Raw genomic sequence first — 19,868 nt, forward strand, 5'->3', positions numbered from 1 at the left:
CTCCTTACTAAGCTTTTATCCATATATAGGCTCTCCAAATATTATTTACTATTTCATCAAGTTTACCCTTACCTAACCCTTTTTTGACGGCATTAGGCAGTAAATTATAAACACTCTTTTTATCAGTAATCATGGATATATCAATTTCCTTTTTATATGATCCATTTCCTCCACCTTTTGCTTGCACATGAATATTATTAGAATCAGGCTCTGCATCCACACGATAGCTTACTTTCTCATTTTTTAGCCGTCCTTCATTTTAGTTTAGATAAAATCATACAAATAAACAAGACAATAAATTAACAAAACAAAGCTATTTGACTGAAAAATAACATAATCACAAAAAGAACAGGAACGGATTCCTTTTCATTATCACATTCCAGAAAATAAAAAATAAACATCGAAAAAATGAATATTTCAATGCTTATCTCTTTTTCTATATTTAATTGTTTCTTGATTTAGTGATATCCTTCTATAATGTTATCCAATACCGCTGAACGATTTCCCCATCACTTTCATCCAAGGTTTCATTCTCCTGTTTCCCACCATTGAACAGGATCACTTTTGCGGAAGCTATATTGGTTTTATTACAGGTAACAAGAACTTGCTTCAAATCTATCGTCCGACAAACATCCAGAGCCAGCCGCAGCATTTCCTTCGCGTAGCCTTGATTCCACTCGCTTCTTCTTACACTGTAGCCGATATGCCCACCGAACTTCAACAGATAGTCATTCAAGCTATGACGAATATCGATCATACCTATCAATTTATCATCAGAGGAACGAACAGCCAAAAGCTCCGTTGCCTGAACCAAGCCTTCTGTCACTGTTTCCTCATGACTATTCTGTTCTATAAATGCCAGCCACTCCGGAACATGTTCATACTCTCTTAAAAAAGAGGTTCCATCCATGCTGTCTTTGTTTGCTAAAAATTCATTTCTGTATTCCTTGATTTGTTGTTCATAAGCCATTGTAGGAACAATAAGCGTGATCTCTTCCATGTGCTCCACTCCTTTTTTTCACAATAGTATAGCATACACACCGCTCAAAAAATCAATCTCTCGTCATTTCCGTCATGAATACCTGCTATTTCTTTTCCTCAATCTGGATCATCATCTTCATAATGAAGTCATCAAAATTCTGAGCAACTAATTCATTTTGGATGAAATCGATGTAGAGTGTGTTCATGATAGAGAGTTTGTGCTTCTGTGCATAGTTGATTAATTTCTCATACCCTGTCTTATACTCTGCATGTCCTTGAACATAGCATTCCAAATACCTGCCTTTTGGTCGGACACTCGACGAGTCAGGAACCTTCACATAATATTGAGCAGCAGAAGCCTCCGGATTCCAATCATCAGCCATGTACATAGCCATTCCTGAAGGGTAAGGAAATTCATATCCAGCAGCTATACACTGTTGGTAAAGTTCACTCAAAGAAACTGATACTCGAGAATGCACGCCATGATAGATCGTTTCACTAAAGAAAAGCGCCACCTCATCATACTCCACTAACGAAATCGATGTGTCATTGAAATTCTCAGTCTCCTTCAATGACTGGATTTGAAGATCGATCATCTGCTCCATTCGATTGTAGTACAGCTGTTTCTGCCTGATTTTTTCCTTCTGATTTTGAATCAGTTCAATGATCTGATCTGCTGATTTCAGCTGACTGTATTCCTTGATTGCCTCCAAGGACATGCCAATATCTTTGAAAAAAATAATCATGTTTACCGCATACAGCTGCTGGTAGTGATAATAACGATAGCCCTTATCGCTGACTTTTCGCGGCTTCAACAAATCGATTTGATCGTAGTAAATCAATGTTTTTCTTTTTATCCCTGATAGCTCTGCAAACTCACTGATAGATAGATAATCCGTCCTATTACTCATCATTGATTCCTCTTATTTCTTCTAAATGTTTTTCAAAAATCCATTGACTGTCTAGTTACTAGACAGTTTACACTAAAGCAGAGAGAAGAACACGTACTTTCTTTATAAAAGATAGAAGAACTATTAAATCCACCAACAAAAAGGAGGTCATCGATCATGACTATTTGTAAATCTTCAAACGCACCCTATTCCATTTTTTCAGCGACAACTCTGGACAAGCAAACTTTGATTGAACTGCTGACAGCGCTATATAGTGAGCAATTTCCATTTCGATCAGGCTCGCTTTTTGAACATACGCTGCAGTTTGCTTTGACAGAGGAACTATCGATTGAGCCAACACTTACTGATCAACAGATGATAACCATCCATCCGTTTTTTGAAGAAGAATATTTATTTGTCAGAAAAGCCTTATCTATACTTAACAGCTATGCCGATGAGCCCTTCACCAGCTCAGACTTCCTATTATTTTTAGAAATTATTCTCTGCTCCAATTGGCAGCTGTCATTAGCTGAGTCTGAACTAAGTAGGTTTATCATGGGACTAGACTGTTTCACAAAAGCAATCTGTCAGCAGTTGGGAACCTCTGTGGACCTTTTGAAAAAGAATCAGCCCGATTTCTTACGTCATATTCAGTTCCTTACATTTAGAATCTTATATAACCATGATGAGCAGATTTCAAAAAGCAGTGAACTCTATTGCTTCATCCAAAGAAGATATCCTGATGCCTTTGCCGTTACGAGTAAACTGCGAACCATTATAACGAACATATTTAATGTTGATTTACCTGACAATGAGTTCGCCTTTCTTGCTCTTCATATTGAAAAAAACCTCAATAGCTGCCGATAGTAAGAAACAATCGGTAAAAACGAGTGTGGAACAATTTCTATGTGTTTCGATAATCAGAGCATAGCGAGGACCGTCGACACAAAAACAGCTTCCTCTAATAACTCAGCTTCACGACACCATCAGAAAATAAATAGGTCTTTAACAATTGAACTTGTCGCAATCCTTTAATAAATCTTATATCTATTGAATGGATTTCATGAATATTTTATGAAATTTTCCTTCTATTGGCTATATTTTATTTGAATGTGCTAAACTAGATACTATATGAATTTCACTAAATAATCCGTCTATTCCAAAGCTGTTTATTGGAATGACAGGCACATAAAAGTCAGGTTGAATGGTCATTGGGATACTCAACACTTTTATTGGAAGGGAATCATTTATTTAGTTGATTCATATACGAATATTAATCGGGTTGTGAGGTCTTCTAATGAAAAATAAAGTACAGCAATTTATCAAGGAAAACTGGCCGTACATGGCTGCCAGCTTTTTCATTCCTTTTTTTATAATGGTCTTGGTTTACTTAAGTATCGGCATCTACCCCGGCAGCAGCCGGAGTGTGCTTGCCAGTGATGCTTTTTCACAGTTTTCAAATTTTCATGCCAGCTTCAATAATGTCCTGCATGGCAAACAGAGTATTTTTTATACCTGGAATGCTTCTCTGGGATTGAATTATCTGTCGTTGATTTCCTATTATCTGGGCGGTTTATTCACGCCGATCGTCTTCTTTTTCAGTAACCAGAATATACCGGATGCACTGTATCTGATCACGCTGTTAAAGATTGGATCAGCGGGGCTTTCCTTTTGGTTCTTTGCCTCTCACACATTCAAAATCAATAAATGGGCACATGTCACCCTCAGTGTTCCTTATGCGTTGATGTCCTTTGCGACGGCTCATTCTGAGTTGATCATGTGGTTGGATGCCTTCGTTTATCTACCACTGGTGGTTTGGGGCATTCATCGTCTGATGGATGAAAGAAAACCAACGATGCTTTTCGTCAGCTACCTGTTATTGTTCATTACAAACTTTTACATGGGCTTTATGATCGGTATTTTCTCTGTACTATATTTTATTGCACGAATGCTGACAAACTGGAAGAGGTACAATAAAACCATCCTACCTTACGGCATCACTTCGCTGTTGGCGGGCGGCGCTTCAATGATCATTATTTTACCGACATTGTTTGATTTGCAGTCAAATGGTGAAACCTTATCTGAGGTAACCAAGTTCAAAACGGAAGCAACCGCGTTCTGGGATATCCTGATGAAAAATATGGTGGGTGTCTACGATACAACAAAATACGGGTCGATCCCGTTCATTTATGTCGGATTGTTGCCTTTACTTTTTGCCATTTTCTATTTCACTACTCGGCAGGTTCCTTTAAAGAACAAGCTGCTTTTCGGTAGTCTGTTCGCTGTTTTGATTGCCAGCTTTTATATCGTTCCGCTGAATTTATTCTGGCACGGGATGCATGCGCCGAATATGTTTTTATTCCGCTACAGCTTCCTGTTCTCGTTCCTTGTTGTTTTATTAGCCGGTTATGGCTGGGAGAAATTCAAAACTGACGACCTTGGGATTCTTTCAGGAACAGGGATTTTACTAATTGCCTTTTTCGCTTTAGCTGAAGGATCAAAAGCAGCTGGAAGCTATGACTATATCTCGATCACGTCCTTTATTATTACTGTGCTGTTTCTTATCCTGTATCTTGCGGGAATCAGCTTTTACCAATTGAAAAAGGTTCCTGGGCGCTATCTCACAGTATTACTGCTGATATTAGTCAGCGCAGAAGCAACAATCAATACAAGCGCGATGATCAATGGTGTTCTTGAGGATTGGAACTACGCTTCACGCAGTCTGTACAGTGACCCATACCCAGATATCAAAAAACTGGTTGATCAGACAAAAGAGGAAAATGATACGTTTTACCGTTTGGAAAACCTAGACCCTGTTTCTTCTAATGACAGCATCAATTATGGATACAGCGGTGTCAGCTTATTCTCTTCAATTCGAAATCGAAACTCCTCGACTTATTTGGATTCCTTAGGCTTCCGTTCACGAGGAACCAGTCTGAATATCCGCTATCCAAACAATACGTTATTGATGGATGCTTTAGTTGGGATCAAATATAACCTGGCTGAAAACGATCCGTTAAAATTTGGATTTGCGCCAAAAGGTGAATCCGGCAGCCTGACTTTATATGAAAACAGCTACGCTCTGCCTTTAGGCTTTCTGACGGATGAATCCATCTATGATGTTGAGCAGCCTGAAAATGATAACTTAGGCAGTCAGACTGAACTGTTCAACCATCTGGCACAACAACAACTGGACTACTTTACGTTCTATACTCCGACGATTATCGGTCAGCAAAACGTAAAAATCGAAGAAAATGCAAACTCTGTGACTTATCGTGAGGTACAAGGAGAGGTAGCGAAGGAAATCACTTGGAATGTTACTGTACCCGCGCATACGCAAGCCTATCTCAGCCTGTTCCCAACAGATTTTGGTCAGCTGGAAAGCTCCAGTGCAACGATCACAGTCAATGGAATCAGTCAAAAATCACAGATCAATATTACTGGCCAGTATTATAATATTGGCTATTATGAAGAGCCGACGACAGTTACTTTTTCTGTCAGTTTCTATGGAACTGAAGCTGTAAGTTTTGCAGATCCGAAAGTAGTAGGACTGGATCTGCAGGCCTATGAATCAGCCGTCACTGCCATTAAGGACAATGGTGTTGATTTGACAGCTTCCGGAAGAAAAGCGACTGGAACTGTTACCGCTGAAAAAGATCAGGTTGTTCTAACAACGATCCCTTATGATAAAGGCTGGTCAGCTTACGTTGACGGAAAAAAGGTTGACGTCACCCCATTCAAGGATGCTTTTGTCAGCTTCCCTGTCAGTGAAGGCGAACATGAAATCAAACTGGTATATCTGCCGGAAGGCTTCAAAATAGGGGCTACGCTATTTGTTTTATGTATCGGAGGCTTTGTCTTGTTTGTAAGATTCACAGGCAAACCACAACAACAAGAACCGAAAAGAAAAAAACGACGTAAGCAAACGACTTCTTAATCAGGATATGTCTAAAACCTGAAATAGCTACCGAACATCCTGATCAAGCTTTCCATAAAAAATCCTCCTAAAGCTGTTTAAAAAGCAAGCTTTAGGAGGATTTTTTTTGATTTTAATTCTTAATGCCTCTGAATAAATATATTCTCAGCATCGTCAATAAGCTATTTAACAATCCCGCGTTTTGATACATCCTTCAAGCGAGTAAACCACGCATCTGATCTGTTGATATACGGCATATCTTTTCCGTTGTTCTCTTTATAGATAGTATTCAAAATATTTTTCTCATCAGGGTTCACAATACCTGTTAGTCCTTTTCCGTCAAAATAATAGACGGTATTCTCTCCATCTGGTTTAAAAAAACATTGCATTGTCGTTTCTCCTTTTTTAGTAGTATTTGGAATTGTATTTCCATTTAGTCGATAGTATTCAATAGGAGTAGGTCCCATTCTTCCATCAGCTGCTGTTGTACGAATCGTCATGTCTCCTGCATTACAGTGAATAATTCTGTTATTATCCAAAAAGATTCCTGTATGACCATCAAAGGCCCAATACTTCGCTAAGAATATATCGCCCTTTTTGCATTCAGCTCGTGAAATTTTCGTAGCAATGCCAGGTAAAATATTATCATGCAGTGACCCTGTCCAGCCTTCATTAGAACCAGACGATACGAAGCCTCCTGCTCGTAAAGCTGAAATGACAGCTGCCGAGCAATCGTATTGTGCCGGATTGCCGCCGCCCCATGGTCGAGCATTCGAATAGACAACCTTATTTTCTCTATCTGTCATCCATTTGATCATTGTATCAACGTTTGCCATTTTATCGCTCCTTTCCTAAGATATTCATCATAAATGCCGGCTGTTTCTTACGAGCATCCTATTTTAAGATTGTTCGTTTTGATACATCCTTCAAACGAGTGAACCACGCGTCTGATCTGCTGATATATGGCATATCTTTCCCGTTGTTCTCTTTATAAATAGTATTCAAAATATTTTTTTCATCAGGATTCACAATTCCTGTCAGCCCTTTTCCATCAAAATAGTAAACGGTATTCTCTCCATCTGGTTTAAAGAAACATTGCATTGTCGTTTCTCCTTTCTGTGTTGTTATTTGATTTTTTAACTTGTTGTACCAGTATCTGGCTTGTGTTTGTCGTGCCGGTTGATTTGGGTTTAACGGACGTTCATAGTAGCGAATGAAAATATCCGCTAAAACTTCAGGTGTCTGGGTACTTTGGGTAAAAGCCCGAAAAGACATGCTTGGATGAGCAAACTGGACATTATTTTCCACTTCCCATTCAATCCGCTTGCATTGACTGATAACATCTTGATAGACCAAACCATTTTGTTTTGCCCAATCAATGTATTTGGTCGCCGGTGTCCATTGCACAAGTCCATAGCCGCCTGACATATTTCCCACATTGTCAGATTCCCATCTGTCAGCGATTATGCCGCTTTCAGATTGCATATTGCCTAATACTGCTGCAACAGATTCCTGCGTCCAGCCTCGATTGACAAGGTATGTCCAAATCTGTGTTGCAGTTTCCAATTGTGTAGCCATTTTTTCTCCTTTCACGAGCATGTTTATAAAACTTTCAGCGCTGGAGCTTTACAAGCAAATAGTATCACTTAAACTCAATCGAAAAATTCGAAAATCATCCGTAAAAAAACACCTTTACTCAAATTCTTCAAAGGTGTTTTCTTTTATTTTTTTCAACTGTCTCATTGTCCACCCTGTCTATTTATGCTATCTTTAGCTTGAAGAGACAGATGATCATCAACTCTTAATAAGAAACGCAGGAAGGGCGTTGAATTGCGTACTGCGGGATTAGTTAAAGGAGGAGACATTCATGGCGAACGAAGACAAAAAGGACTTCAATGCGATGCTGCATGACCCGAAGGATATGCCAAAATTCAAGATTATCACGGATCAAAAAGCAATTGAAAAGTATGGTGGTGAGAAGATGTATTTTGCTCCACCCATCACTTATGATGAACAGATGAGACGAATTCCGGAAGGAAAGGTCATTACAATACCAGCCATCAGAGCATATCTTGCAACACTAAATCAGGCCGATTTTACCGAACCGATCACTGCCGGGGCATTTATATCTATTGCTGCATGGGCCAGTAGTCAACGTCAGACTGACGTAACTCCCTATTGGCGGACACTGAAGGCTCATGGCGAACTGCATCCGAAGTTTCCAGGAGGCGTTGAGCAGCAGAAAATAATGCTGGAAAAAGAGGGACATACTATTATCAAGCGAGGGCGTAAAAACATACGTTATTATGTAAAAGACGTCGATACCGTTCTATTTGATTTAAATACATGATAAAGAACCCCATGGGAATATCTTTTAAGCCATGCGGTTCAGTCGATCTTGTGAAAAAAATTGCAAAAACCGAAAATTTGTCTCACTTTATTGAAAGGCTATTTCAAGAAATTTTCTGGTATACTGACTTTAGTGGAAAGACGAGCGTAGTAAACTTCTTTCTAACTATCTCCCCTTGAACACCTTCTAAACCTCGGTTAAGAAGGTGTTCTCCCTTTTTTATCTTCATCTGCTTTAATCCATACCAGCTACTTTCTTTTTCTATGCTTTCGCCAAATATCATAAATCAAGAAGAGAATAGCAAAGAAAGCAATGGCGTAGCCTAAAATCCCTAAGATGGAAACAAATTGCCCTGTAAGACCGTCATGAAATTCAACCAACATAGAAGAGCCAATAATTAATGCCGATAGAATCAATCCGATGACCAGACGATTGACCATTCCTTCGATACGATTCAACAGTTCATCCTGCTTTTTCAACTCCACATTAACCTTCGATTTTCCTTTTGCCAAATCATCCAATACATCTAATGCTCGACTAGGGATCTGTGGCGCTGCCTTAGCTGAATAAAGCATATCCAGTGCTGCACGCTTCAACTCCATTGACCAATCGATTTTTTCAGTAAAATATTTCTGTGCAAAGGGAGCTGAAATCTCTACCAAAGAAATATCTGGGTCCAGCTCCCGAATCATTCCTTCAAAGGTTATCACAGCTTTGACCAGCATCGTTACCTCCTGAGGCACCTGCAGGTTGTTCTCATGGCAAATCGCGATGATCTGAAGAAAGAGTGTCTGTAAATTCAGTTCACCAATACTTACACCATAATTCCGATCCAATAAAGAGCCTAACTGCTCATAAAATAGTTCCTCATCCATCGGTCCGATTTGCCGACAAATCTGCAAAATTGCTCTGCCTGTCGCTTTGGGATTATTTCTATACAGACTATCCATGACTGCCGTCAGCTTCTTGATCATACTGTCACTCAGCTGCCCCATCATGCCAAAATCAAGATAGACGAGACGATACGGCAATAGCGGCTCTTCTTCACGATAAAGAAAACCCAAATCGACATTGCCAAAATCTTTTTTCATCTGTCGATCCTTCAGAATCCGTGTTTCCTCCTTATCTTCGTCAACCTTTTGAACGAAGATATTACCAGGATGAGGATCAGCATGAAAAAAGCCGTCTTCAAATACCTGTTTGATAAAATTCCGAACCAGTGTATCCCCAAATTCTTTTCTTAGCTTTGGATGCTCCTCTTGCTTTGAAGGATCTCTGAAAAAGCTTCGAATGCTCTTCCCCTCAACAAACGACATGATCAAAACCTTCGTTGTGCTGTGGGACAAATAAATTTTCGGCGCTCTGATGATATCCCAGCCGTCATTCAACTCAAAAAAGCGTTCGCCGTTTGCGGCTTCCTGAAGGGAATCAAGCTCTTTTTGTAGAGACTGTTTGATCTCTAAGAAAATATCCTTGAGATCAATTACTTTTGATTCCGGTATATATTTGATCAGTGGAAGTGCTCGTTCCAATAAGGATAAATCCAACATGATCTCTTCACGTATCCCGACATGCTGCACCTTGACTGCCACAAGCTCTCCCGTCTGCAAAACAGCTCTATGGATTTGCCCCATAGATGCTGATGCAATCGGCGCTTCCTCAAAGGAAGAAAATAGCTCTGTTATCGCTTGACCTGTTTCTGTTTCAACAATCTGCTTGACCTCTGAATAATCATCCGTCTTCACGTTATCCTGCAGCTTTTTCAGCTCTTCTGTATAAGAAGGAGGTAAAATATCTGTTCGAACAGAAAGCATTTGCCCAATTTTGATAAATGTAGGACCCAGCTCTTCAAATGCCTTTCGAACCTCTTCCGGATGGGTCTGCTTCATAATATTCGGCAACACATTGTACTTCATAAACACTCCCGTGATCTGCCTGAATCTGGTACTCTTTTTATATTTCTTTGGACTTGCAGAAGTTGTTTCCATCGCTATTCCCTCCTTCTTATCCCCTTAATAGTACCTGTTATCTGTCTATTGAGCAAATGACTTACCACTTGATGCATTTCACTAATTGTTCATTATATTAATTCTATTTTTGTTATAAATAAAAAACATTTTGTTTGACATTGTGTAATGAATATATTATTATATAAAGGTACTAACCAACAACCTTTTATTTCATTACTCTTATGAGTAATACTCCTTTTTATGAGTGGGGCGTGATTTCTCCACTCATTTTTTTGTATGTGTTGAATCTCATGGCGATCTGAAAGAAAAAGGGGCTGAGACAGAAGTGTTTAGCTACAAGCAATAAGCCGGAATTCACGAAAATTGTTTCACAAATTTTTGTTGAATTCCGGCTTATTGTCGTAGGAGCTGCTTCTGACTCGCCGTTTATTCGGATTTAGGGTATGGAAAAGAGTGGCAACAGATTATTGTCCCACTCTCTTTTTTTTTACATGTATCTTCTATCCTTCTTTTTTTGTCCCAGCATTAAACACTTTATAGTCAATTTCGTTGACTGATTTTGCAACAACAATTGCTGAGTATACATCAGAGTTTACATTCAATATTGTTCGCAGCATCCCCACAAACCATTCCACTCCGGCGAATATTGCAATACTCTCGATCGGCAGCCCCATCTGAGGAACGATGATGGCTAAGGAAACCAGCCCCGCTCCCGGAACAACTGCATTTGCCAAAGACACAAAGGTAGCTGTTATCGCCAAATAGATCATTCGTTGAAAATCAAAATCCATTTGATACATCTGGGCAATCGTCATGACCGTAATACTCATATGCATTGCAGAACCATTACTGTTCAGCGACATACCCAGCGGCAGTACAAGATTGGTGATTCGATCACTTAGTCCCAGCTTATTACGAGATTCCTCCATAGCAATCGGCAAAGTGATTGCCGACGAGGTCGTTGCCAGCGCCATGATGGACATACTTTTCATATTTTGAATCAGCCTCATCGGACTCACTCTGCAATACACACTGATAAAGCCGATCCAAATCCCTAAAAGCAAAACCGTTCCAATCCCGTAGACCAGCAGGTATTTCAAAAGCGGTAAAATGATCGCTATCCCTAAACTACTGATTGTTGAAGAAATCAGAGCAAAAATCCCAAACGGCGCAAGAAACATCACATAGTGAATAATATTGATGATCACATCATTGAAGTCGATGATCAGCTGAAACAGCTTTGATTCCGGACGACTAGCCATAAACTTGCTCAACGCTAATCCGAAAAAGAGTGCAAACACAATGATTTGAATGATCGAACCCTCAGCTAAGGACTCAAAAATATTCTTTGGAAAAAATCCGGAGAGTGTATCTGTCAACGAAAGCTCCCGTGCCTTTATGGACGAATCTTCCACTCGATCCATTGTTACGCCAACTCCGGGATTCAAGAACACAGCCATAGCAATGCCCCAGGCAGCAGCGAGGAAAGAGGATATACCGAAAACAAGGATGGTACGTCCTCCAAGACTTGTCAGCTCTTTAGGCTTGATTCCGCCAACAGCTTGAACAATTTGTCCCAGCACCAGTAAAGGGATCGCCATCTGCATCAATTTTAGAAAAATATCTCCAACCAGCTTCAAATAGTGCGCAGCGTCTGGTAAAACCAGACCAAAAATAATGCCCAGTATCACTGCAATAACGATTTGGGTAATCATAGAAATTCTCTTTGGTACCATCGTTTTTTCCCCCGTTTATTTGCCGATAACTGTCGTCCCTGCACCATCACTGATATTTTTTAGATTTTCGATCGATGTAATGACCGCTTTCCGATTTGCATGATTTTCCACAAAGGATACCGCAGCTTCGATCTTCGGCAACATGCTTCCTGCAGCAAAATGCCCTTCGTTGATGTATCCCTCCGCTTCAGCAACGGTGATTTCTTCTAATGCTTTTTGATTCGGCTGATTATAGTTGATATAGATATTATCGACACCGGTTAAAATGATCAATCGATCTGCTTCGACGGCTTCCGCCAATACCTTGGCAGAAAAATCCTTGTCATTTACCGCTTCTACACCTATCAATTGATTGCCATTTCTAATGACTGGTACGCCTCCTCCCCCAGCACAGATCGTCAATATTCCTGCATTGACCAGCGCTTGAACCGCTTCCTTCTCTACGATTTCTTGTGGAATAGGAGAAGCAACAACCTTACGATATCCTCTACCGGCGTCTTCTTTAAAAATAGAACCGTCCTTTTCAGACTCGATTCCAGCTTCTTCTTTACTATAAAACGGACCAATTGGCTTTGTCGGTTCCTGAAAAGATGGGTCTGCTTCATCTACTCTGATCTGTGTCACAATCGAGACGACCGATTTTGCGACAGCTCGTTTGGCAAACTCGTTGATCAGCGCATTCTGGAGCCAGTACCCAATACTCCCCTGTGTCATGGCGACACAGGAATCCAACTTCATCGCAGGATTTTTTTCATCTTCCCCGGCTTTTTGCTGAAGCAGCAAGTTGCCTACTTGGGGACCATTGCCATGACAAACAATGACCTCTTCCCCATTTTCTACAAAATCGACAATTGACTTCGCTGCATGCTTTATTACTGCTTTTTGCCCTTCATCGGTCGGATCTGTTTCCAGAATCGCATTTCCTCCCAAGGCGATAACATTCAAACTCATAGAAAAACTCCTTTTTTATTTTGTTTAAGAAAAGCGGAGCAGGCTAGCCAGCTTCAGAGCAATATAGAAGCTTGACATACTGATGCTCTTTATCAGCATTGGACAGCTATCTTATTGTTGAGAACGTTAGTCTGTGAAGCTGGATAATCAAGAAAGGTAGACGAGCTCAGCTCGCACCCAAACGTCACTACTGCTCTTTCAATGGTTTGACTTTAGCCAGTACAGCAAAGGCCAGCAATCCAAGAATCAAGAGAACACAGGACAGGTAGAAACCAATTTGCATCGACCCAACAGAGTCTGCCAGATAACCTGTGACATATGGTGCCAGAATAGAACCAGACATTCCGATAAAGTTATATGCACTTAGCGTTGTTCCCAATGCTCCTGCTGGTGCATTCTTAGTAACGAATGTCACTAGGATTGGATCAAGCGCCAATTTCCCAGTCAATCCATAAAGGATCAGTACAGCAATCAGTAATGTCCGATCCGTAACAAATGCAATAGAGAAAACTGATAATACTGCTAAAGGAACTAATGTGTATACCAATCGTTTGGTTGCCCCAGTCTTATCATTCAAACGAGCGAAGATCAATGCGCCCGGAATAGACGCCCATGGTACAAGAGAAGAGATGAAACCGACACTTGCACCTTCAAAACCACGTTCCGCAATCAGAAACTGCGGCAGCCATGTAATGATCACAAAGTTGGCATAAATACTGGTAAAACATAGAATAAAGGCTGCCAATAAATTTTTATTAGAGAATATCGACTTCAATGAAATCTTCTCTTTTACTCCATTTTCAGCATGCTTTTGGCCTTCATCTTCCGGACGAATCACTTTTTCCTTCAAAACTGTATAGAATAGAATCCCTACGATCAATGTTGGAATTGCCATGATAAAGAACGGCTTGCTCCAATGCTCCCCATTTTCCAAAACCAATTTACTTGAAAGCAAGTATCCGCCTGATGTACCAAAGGCCATCCCGCTGTTGATGATTGCATTTCCTAATGTTCGTTTGTTTGTAGGAATTGCTTCTGTCGACAACGCATATTGCGGGCCATAGTACGCCCCTTGACCGATACCGGCGAACGCACGGATCATCAAGAACATGATGAATGTCGTTGCAAGTCCACTTAAATAAGTCATAGCAGCTAGCACCACGAAACCGATAGCAATAACTAACTTACGACCGATTTTGTCTCCAATCATCCCGAAAGGAATCTGTGCAATCGCATAGGTCAGGAAGAACATACTGTTCGCTAACCCCAGTTGTGTGTTGCTTAAACCAAATTGCTCGCCGACGACTCCCATGATCGGATTAAAAATTGTCCGTGTCGCATACATCAATATCCAACCGACAAAGAAAATGGCGACAACTTTTTTCCAGTAATGATCGTTTACTTTTACTGCTGTATTCTCCATAATTTCTCCTCATTTCCATATGAATCCCACGAAATAATCTATGCCGCAAGGAGCATCACTCTCGCATATTTCATCGTGTTCATCTATTGTTTATTTTTTGAAGTCCCAGTAATAACCCAAAACACAAATCTGTTCCTGATGAATGACCAATTTCTCTGATTCTCTCAACCGCACTTTCCAGTACTTCTATACTCTCCTGATTCTGTAAGTCTAAAAATAATTGATAAACTAATGAGTTCACATAACCATGGATAGAACTAATAATGTAGGCGTTACTGATATCAGTTGTCGACAGTTCATGATTGGTGAGGGCTGAAGCCAAGACTTCAGCCTGCGGATCACCAACCAAATATAGAATAGAAAGATAAGCCGTTAAGATATCATCACCGCTAGGGGTCAACCCTTTCCCGCGTCCAATCAAATAGGTCAATACCTCTTGCCAATCAGCGGATGAACACATCCCCTCAGCATGACGAAGCCAACCAAAAACTTCCATTGCTTTAGAATCATACTCTAAGCCGATCGTTTTTTCTAAATGACAGGCTTCAAGCATCTTTGTCAATTGGGATAGTTGGGTTTGTTGAATCGTGAAGCAGGTGATGTTCAGGGAGACGACCTCCACTTCGCTCAACGAAATCGATCTGACACCTGTCAAACTATAGACAGACAATTCCTCATTGACGATTTTTACAATATTTCCCTGTTGTATATAGGGATAAACTTCCTGAAATAGAAAATCAGGTATATAGATACCAAAGCCGGACAGATAATCTGGATAACTCGAGATATTGATCAGCTGTCCACTGACTTTGATATTGAAGGAATGCTGAAATACACTGTGCACTTTGCCCATTTTTCCAAACCGATCAATCGGAAAGATTCCTTCACTGATTCGTATCTTAGTCATCAATTCGGATGCCCAGCGCTTCAGCGTAGGCTTCCAGAGCTTTTTCAAAACAGCCCAGCGGTGCTCTTACCGTACCAGCACCCACTTGACCAACTCCGGCTTTTTTATGGGCGATCCCTGTATTGATGATCGGTGTGATTCCTGTCTCAACAACCTTACGAATATCAATACCCAGACATGCACCTTGAAAATCCCAGGTTGGGATCGTGAAGGTCGGATTATGTCCGGCACAGATTGCAGCCATTTCATTTGAGATTTCCAATGCATCCTGAAAACCGCCCGCTCCGACGAAACGTGTGACTCCCGGTGCAGCTACCATCGCCATCGCACCTACTCCAACCGTTTCTGTGATGGCACTGTCGCCAATGTCCGGATTCCCATCCGCTTCAGTAAACCCTGTGAAATATAAACCCTTTGGTGTATTTACCGGAGCAGTATACCAACGGTCACCGGTTTCTGCGATTCGTACACCAAAATCAACACCATTACGTGTCATGGTTGTGACGATCGTTCCCTTCGTTCCCTGTCTTGCTGTATCAACGATTGCCTTTCCAGTAGCCATCATGATATTCAAGAAGAACTGATCTGTATCTGCCAGGAACTTGATAACATCATATTTCTGCTGTTCATCGATGCTTAGCTCGATGATCAATGGTGAGATTTCTTTCAGGAAATTCAGAGATGCTGCGATGTTTCGTTGATGGAATTCATCCCCCATTGTGATTGAACGTGCAATCAATACATTCAGATTGATGCCTTCTTCCGTTTTTTTCAACGCTTGAGCAATCGTTGGTCCTAAAACATCACGCATCCATGCCAGACGTGTAACAACCTCCTCAGAGTAAGCGCCAAATCTCAGCACTTTCCCGATACCTTCATTCATTGTGCAGTAAGCTTTTGCGCCATCCAAGCGATTTTCAACGACCAGTACCGGCATATTTGCAGAGGTGATTCCCCCCATTGGTCCTACTGCATGTACATGATGACATGGGATGAAACGAACCTCTCCGGCTTCCAGCATCTTCTTGACGTCCACTTCATTATCTCCCCAGCCTTCAAATAGCGCTGCACCGATACAAGAGCCCTTCATCGGTCCAGTCATCTCTTCGTAACGAATCGGAGGTCCGGCATGAAGCAATGTCTTCTGTGTTTCATTTAATTCCGGAATAACACTTTTCGCAGGAACGACATCGACAAGAAACGGCTGTGCATTTTTGATTTTATCTGTGACCTTTTGATTTTCCTGCTCGATTTCTTCTGAGTAATTATCCAGTTCATTCAAGAGCTTGATCATTCGCTTGTTGCCGCCCGCACGAGGCTTCCAATTGAACTGCTCAGACTTCCCGCCAAATTCCTGAATCGATTCATTAAAGCTTTGAAGTCCAACATTGATGATTCGCGGCTTCGTATTCAATAGATCCATTACTTTGTCGCTGACCTGTGGAATTTCTACCGTCTCCCCTTGATATGGAATTTGTTTTTTATCCACTTCTTTCAAATCGATTCCTTTCAGCATCAATGCCAACTGGACAGCTTTAGCATTACTTTCCTGTACAAACACTCCATTTTCTTCCAACAATTGAACCGTTGCTTCATAATTCTGAGGATCTTTTGTTGTCCCAACAACAGTTGCCACAAAGTATAATTCTCGACCCTCCGCCTTCGCTTTCGCCTGTTCTTCCTGAATAGCAGGAAGCAGAGCTCTCGCCATATCCGGATGTGCGCCATATCCGAGAACAACATCAAGAAGGATCACACCCGTCTGTGGATTTTGTCCATATTCATGAATTTTACTGATTCGTACATCCGGATCGATCATTGGATGGGGTTTCCCTTGTGTATAGATATCATCGCCTAAATCGATCACATCATAGCCATGTGACTGCAAAATGTATCCTTCTTTTTTAATCAGCCCTTCCAGATTCAATGCTTCTGAAATCAACATCCCTGCCTCTGCAGCTAGTGTGCCTCCGGAATACAGCCCCTTCACAACCTTGTCCTCTGATAATATCGGAACAGCTGGTTTTACGATCGCCTCCTGATAATTTTCCTGAACTGCTTCATCATTTGCCAATGCCACAGCAATTTTCGCTGTTTCTTCTAGCGTATGTGCAAGATAGACTTTCCCCTCATGCTCTGTGGGCTTTTCACCAAGGAAAATTGCAACGACAGGCTTGGAAACACTTTGAAGCAATTGCACTACTTCATCACGAACCGCTTTTGCCGGCGGTTTGGAAATGACACAAATCACATCGGTCGGTTCATGATTTTCCAAAGCAACAATGGCATCCTTCACAGTGACCGCGCCAACTTTATCACTCAAATCACGACCACCAGTACCGATTGCATGAACTACACCGCCGCCCAAACGATCGATGATTGTCGTCACTTCCTGAATCCCAGTGCCTGAAGCACCAACTACACCGATATTTCCCGGACTGATTACATTAGTAAAGGCAATCGGGATACTGGAAAGAATTCCTGTCCCGCAATCAGGTCCCATCATCAGCAAGCCTTTTTCATGGGCAAGCTTTTTCAAGCGCACCTCATCCTCAAGCGCTACATTATCTGTAAAAGAAAACACATGTAAATCATTGTTCAAGGCTTTTTCCATTTCAGGTGCACCGTATTCTCCCGGTATACTGAATAATGCTACATTGGCATCCGGCAAACGCTCAAGAGCCTCCTGCCATGATGTAGATACACTTTGCTTCTCACTACTTCCTTTCGCCGACAAATCATCAAGGAACGCATGAACAGCCGGCAGCACCAGATCCATGATTTCCTCCTGATCACTGTCTACAACAATCATTAAATCATTTGGTGACGCAGAAGCCGCCTCCTTCGTTAAAAGATCCGTATTTTGAAGTATATCCTTATTGGCATCAGTTCCCATCATGATTTGACTCATCGTCACTTCATCAAGCGCATTGATGCTGTTGGTCAGCAACATCAAATTAATCGAATCCTGATAATTATTTTTTAAAATAACTGTCTTTAGCATCGTTATCCTCCTCTATTTTTCTTTACACTCATATTCTAAAACTTGTTGTTTGCGTTTACATTAGATGATATTCTAAAATAGAGAAGGTGTTTTTATCCAAATAGCGCAAAAAGGAGAAAATGATGAGAATAAAAGAATTGATGTCCCTTGAGATTTTTAAAACCAGTAAATTATTGACTGGGGAGATTGGCTTGGAAAATGAGGTTGACTCAGCGATGGTCTTGGAAGCCATCGATATTGAAAAATGGAGCAAGCAGAATCAGCTGATCCTCACTTCTTTCTATGCCTTCAATAACCTTGAAGAAAAAGAGCTGACTGATTTTTTTGAAAAAATGCACAACATCGGAATCAGCGGACTGGTTGTAAAAATGGATCGATTGATCAAAATGATTCCTGAATGGCTGATCGATCTCTGCTTTGAGTTTCAAATCCCTTTGATCAAGGTTGAACAGGACCTGACCTATGAAAAAATCATGCTGGCAATCTATGAACCAATGCTCAACTACCAGTCCCATGTTCTACGGACTTATTATGATGTTCGACAACGGTTTACAAAGATCGAGCGAAATCTCTCCTCCTTCGACCAAATCATGCGTGAATTTCATCTGCTGATCAAAAAAGACTGCGCCTTAAAAATTCCTGATCGCGGAATCAATATTACTTATGGTACACTCAACGAGGAGTTGGTTGTAACACGTCAGACCACAATGAAAAATACTGAATTTACTAAAAATCATTATGAGCTGCTGACATTGTTTTCCCAAAAGAGCGCACAGGAAATCACTGCTTTGAAAGCTGAAATCCTCAATCAATACACAGATAAATGTATTCTGCTAGTTTATCAAACCGATGCAGATTTCAAAGAGACCGACTTGATGATCATTGAAAATGCGATCGATATTTTACAAGAAAAACTTCAAATGGAGTACCTAATCAAAAAAGACCGATTTACACGACTGAACAATTTGGCAGATGCAATCCTACAGAATACACCGGGAAATTTGGACGAGCTGAACAGCCTGCTGAATGAGGCTGACATGAACAGTTATCCCTATTATCAAGGAGTCGCCTTCTCAACCAACACATTGACCAGCAAGCTGCTGCAAAAGGAAATTCGTAATTCCTTGAGGACATTGAAGGAGCATGTGATTTTCTTTGAGCACCACAACTATCTGGTGCTGCTTTATAATCTGGCTTCCCCTGAACAGGCGATTCAAAAAAATGAGTTGAAGCGCATGTTTAAAGATGTGTTTGACGAATATGAAGAGCTGACCTTTGCTGTCAGTTCGGTTAAAAAGAAAGAAGAGCTGAAGGCTGTATTGATTGAATGTCTTGACACGATTCGCTTCAATCAGGCCTTTTACATCGATCAGGTCGTGACAGTTTCTGAGCTGGGGATATTTCGCTATTTCATGGATGACAATCAATTAGAGGCAATTGAAAAACTGATTCCTTCTAAGCTGGTTGCTTTAAGCCTTGAGAATTACGATCTTTTTGAAACACTCTATACCTTCTTTAAAAGTAATCGCAACTATAAAAAAACAGCAGAAACCATGTTTCTGCATTCCAAAACGATTCGTTATCGTTTAAACAAAATAGAAGATTATCTGGAAATCGATCTGACAAATCCCACACAGGTTCTGAACTTTGAAATAGGAGCCTATCTATTGAAAATGAAAAAGTCGTAAAGATACCTCTGGGAACAATCAAACAACTCTAACAAAACTATAAAGGAGACTG

Annotated in this window: 15 protein-coding genes; 4 read left to right on the forward strand and 11 right to left on the reverse strand. The window is 40.8% G+C overall.

Features of this window, described 5'->3' with window-relative positions:
* Positions 1-7: 7 nt before the first annotated feature.
* The 3 genes from I6N96_RS12210 to I6N96_RS12220 all read right to left on the reverse strand — a co-directional run bounded on the left by I6N96_RS12210 (position 8) and on the right by I6N96_RS12220 (position 1,895).
* The gene (locus I6N96_RS12210) at positions 8-220 is read right to left on the reverse strand and encodes a hypothetical protein (RefSeq protein ID WP_209557826.1); all 213 of its coding nucleotides are present in this window, start codon (positions 218-220) and stop codon (positions 8-10) included.
* A gap of 252 nt (positions 221-472) precedes the next feature.
* Positions 473-1,000, reverse strand: coding sequence for a GNAT family N-acetyltransferase (locus tag I6N96_RS12215; protein WP_209557827.1), 528 nt, complete (start codon positions 998-1,000; stop codon positions 473-475).
* Between the two features lie 85 nt (positions 1,001-1,085).
* Positions 1,086-1,895, reverse strand: a complete 810-nt coding sequence (locus tag I6N96_RS12220; protein ID WP_209557828.1) for a MerR family transcriptional regulator — start codon at positions 1,893-1,895, stop codon at positions 1,086-1,088.
* A 153-nt stretch (positions 1,896-2,048) separates the two neighbouring features.
* On the opposite strand from I6N96_RS12220, the gene I6N96_RS12225 reads away from it, so the two are divergent.
* Together I6N96_RS12225 and I6N96_RS12230 are read left to right on the forward strand one after the other, a co-directional pair.
* A complete protein-coding gene (locus I6N96_RS12225; protein ID WP_209557829.1) occupies positions 2,049-2,738 on the forward strand; it encodes a PRD domain-containing protein in 690 nt (229 codons plus the stop codon).
* Positions 2,739-3,168: 430 nt separating this feature from the next.
* Positions 3,169-5,808 carry a YfhO family protein gene (locus I6N96_RS12230; protein ID WP_209557830.1) on the forward strand — a complete coding sequence of 880 codons (2,640 nt, stop codon included), beginning with the start codon at positions 3,169-3,171 and terminating at the stop codon, positions 5,806-5,808.
* Between the two features lie 161 nt (positions 5,809-5,969).
* On the opposite strand, the gene I6N96_RS12235 is transcribed toward I6N96_RS12230, so the two are convergent.
* Together I6N96_RS12235 and I6N96_RS12240 are read right to left on the reverse strand one after the other, a co-directional pair.
* On the reverse strand, positions 5,970-6,623 hold the full coding sequence (locus tag I6N96_RS12235; RefSeq protein WP_209557831.1) for a peptidoglycan amidohydrolase family protein: 654 nt from the start codon (positions 6,621-6,623) through the stop codon (positions 5,970-5,972).
* 58 nt (positions 6,624-6,681) lie between these two features.
* Complete coding sequence (locus I6N96_RS12240; RefSeq protein WP_209557832.1) at positions 6,682-7,365, reverse strand: phage tail tip lysozyme; 684 nt, start codon at positions 7,363-7,365, stop codon at positions 6,682-6,684.
* A 289-nt stretch (positions 7,366-7,654) separates the two neighbouring features.
* On the opposite strand from I6N96_RS12240, the gene I6N96_RS12245 reads away from it, so the two are divergent.
* Positions 7,655-8,137: an MGMT family protein gene (locus I6N96_RS12245; RefSeq protein WP_209557833.1), complete on the forward strand. Its 483-nt coding sequence runs from the start codon at positions 7,655-7,657 to the stop codon at positions 8,135-8,137.
* Between the two features lie 248 nt (positions 8,138-8,385).
* Here I6N96_RS12245 and I6N96_RS12250 read toward each other — a convergent pair whose 3' ends face one another.
* From I6N96_RS12250 to I6N96_RS12275, 6 genes are all read right to left on the reverse strand, one after another.
* On the reverse strand, positions 8,386-10,125 hold the full coding sequence (locus I6N96_RS12250; protein WP_209557834.1) for an ABC1 kinase family protein: 1,740 nt from the start codon (positions 10,123-10,125) through the stop codon (positions 8,386-8,388).
* Between the two features lie 482 nt (positions 10,126-10,607).
* Entirely contained in the window at positions 10,608-11,843 is a 1,236-nt protein-coding gene (locus I6N96_RS12255) for a dicarboxylate/amino acid:cation symporter (protein ID WP_209557835.1), read from the reverse strand.
* Between the two features lie 15 nt (positions 11,844-11,858).
* The gene (gene arcC / locus I6N96_RS12260) at positions 11,859-12,794 is read right to left on the reverse strand and encodes a carbamate kinase (protein ID WP_209557836.1); all 936 of its coding nucleotides are present in this window, start codon (positions 12,792-12,794) and stop codon (positions 11,859-11,861) included.
* A gap of 187 nt (positions 12,795-12,981) precedes the next feature.
* On the reverse strand, positions 12,982-14,217 hold the full coding sequence (locus I6N96_RS12265) for an MFS transporter (RefSeq protein ID WP_209557837.1): 1,236 nt from the start codon (positions 14,215-14,217) through the stop codon (positions 12,982-12,984).
* Positions 14,218-14,296: 79 nt separating this feature from the next.
* Positions 14,297-15,124, reverse strand: a complete 828-nt coding sequence (locus I6N96_RS12270) for an oxamate carbamoyltransferase subunit AllH family protein (protein WP_245186958.1) — start codon at positions 15,122-15,124, stop codon at positions 14,297-14,299.
* A complete protein-coding gene (locus I6N96_RS12275) occupies positions 15,117-18,128 on the reverse strand; it encodes a bifunctional FdrA/YlbE family protein (protein ID WP_209557839.1) in 3,012 nt (1,003 codons plus the stop codon). Before I6N96_RS12275 ends, I6N96_RS12270 begins: the two co-directional genes overlap by 8 nt.
* Before the next feature lie 122 nt (positions 18,129-18,250).
* Here I6N96_RS12275 and I6N96_RS12280 point away from each other — a divergent pair, with 122 nt between their 5' ends.
* Positions 18,251-19,816: a PucR family transcriptional regulator gene (locus I6N96_RS12280; RefSeq protein ID WP_209557986.1), complete on the forward strand. Its 1,566-nt coding sequence runs from the start codon at positions 18,251-18,253 to the stop codon at positions 19,814-19,816.
* Positions 19,817-19,868 lie beyond the last annotated feature (52 nt).

The organism is Enterococcus larvae, from assembly GCF_017830045.1.
In the GTDB taxonomy this organism is placed as follows: Bacteria; Bacillota; Bacilli; order Lactobacillales; family Enterococcaceae; genus Enterococcus_L; species Enterococcus_L larvae.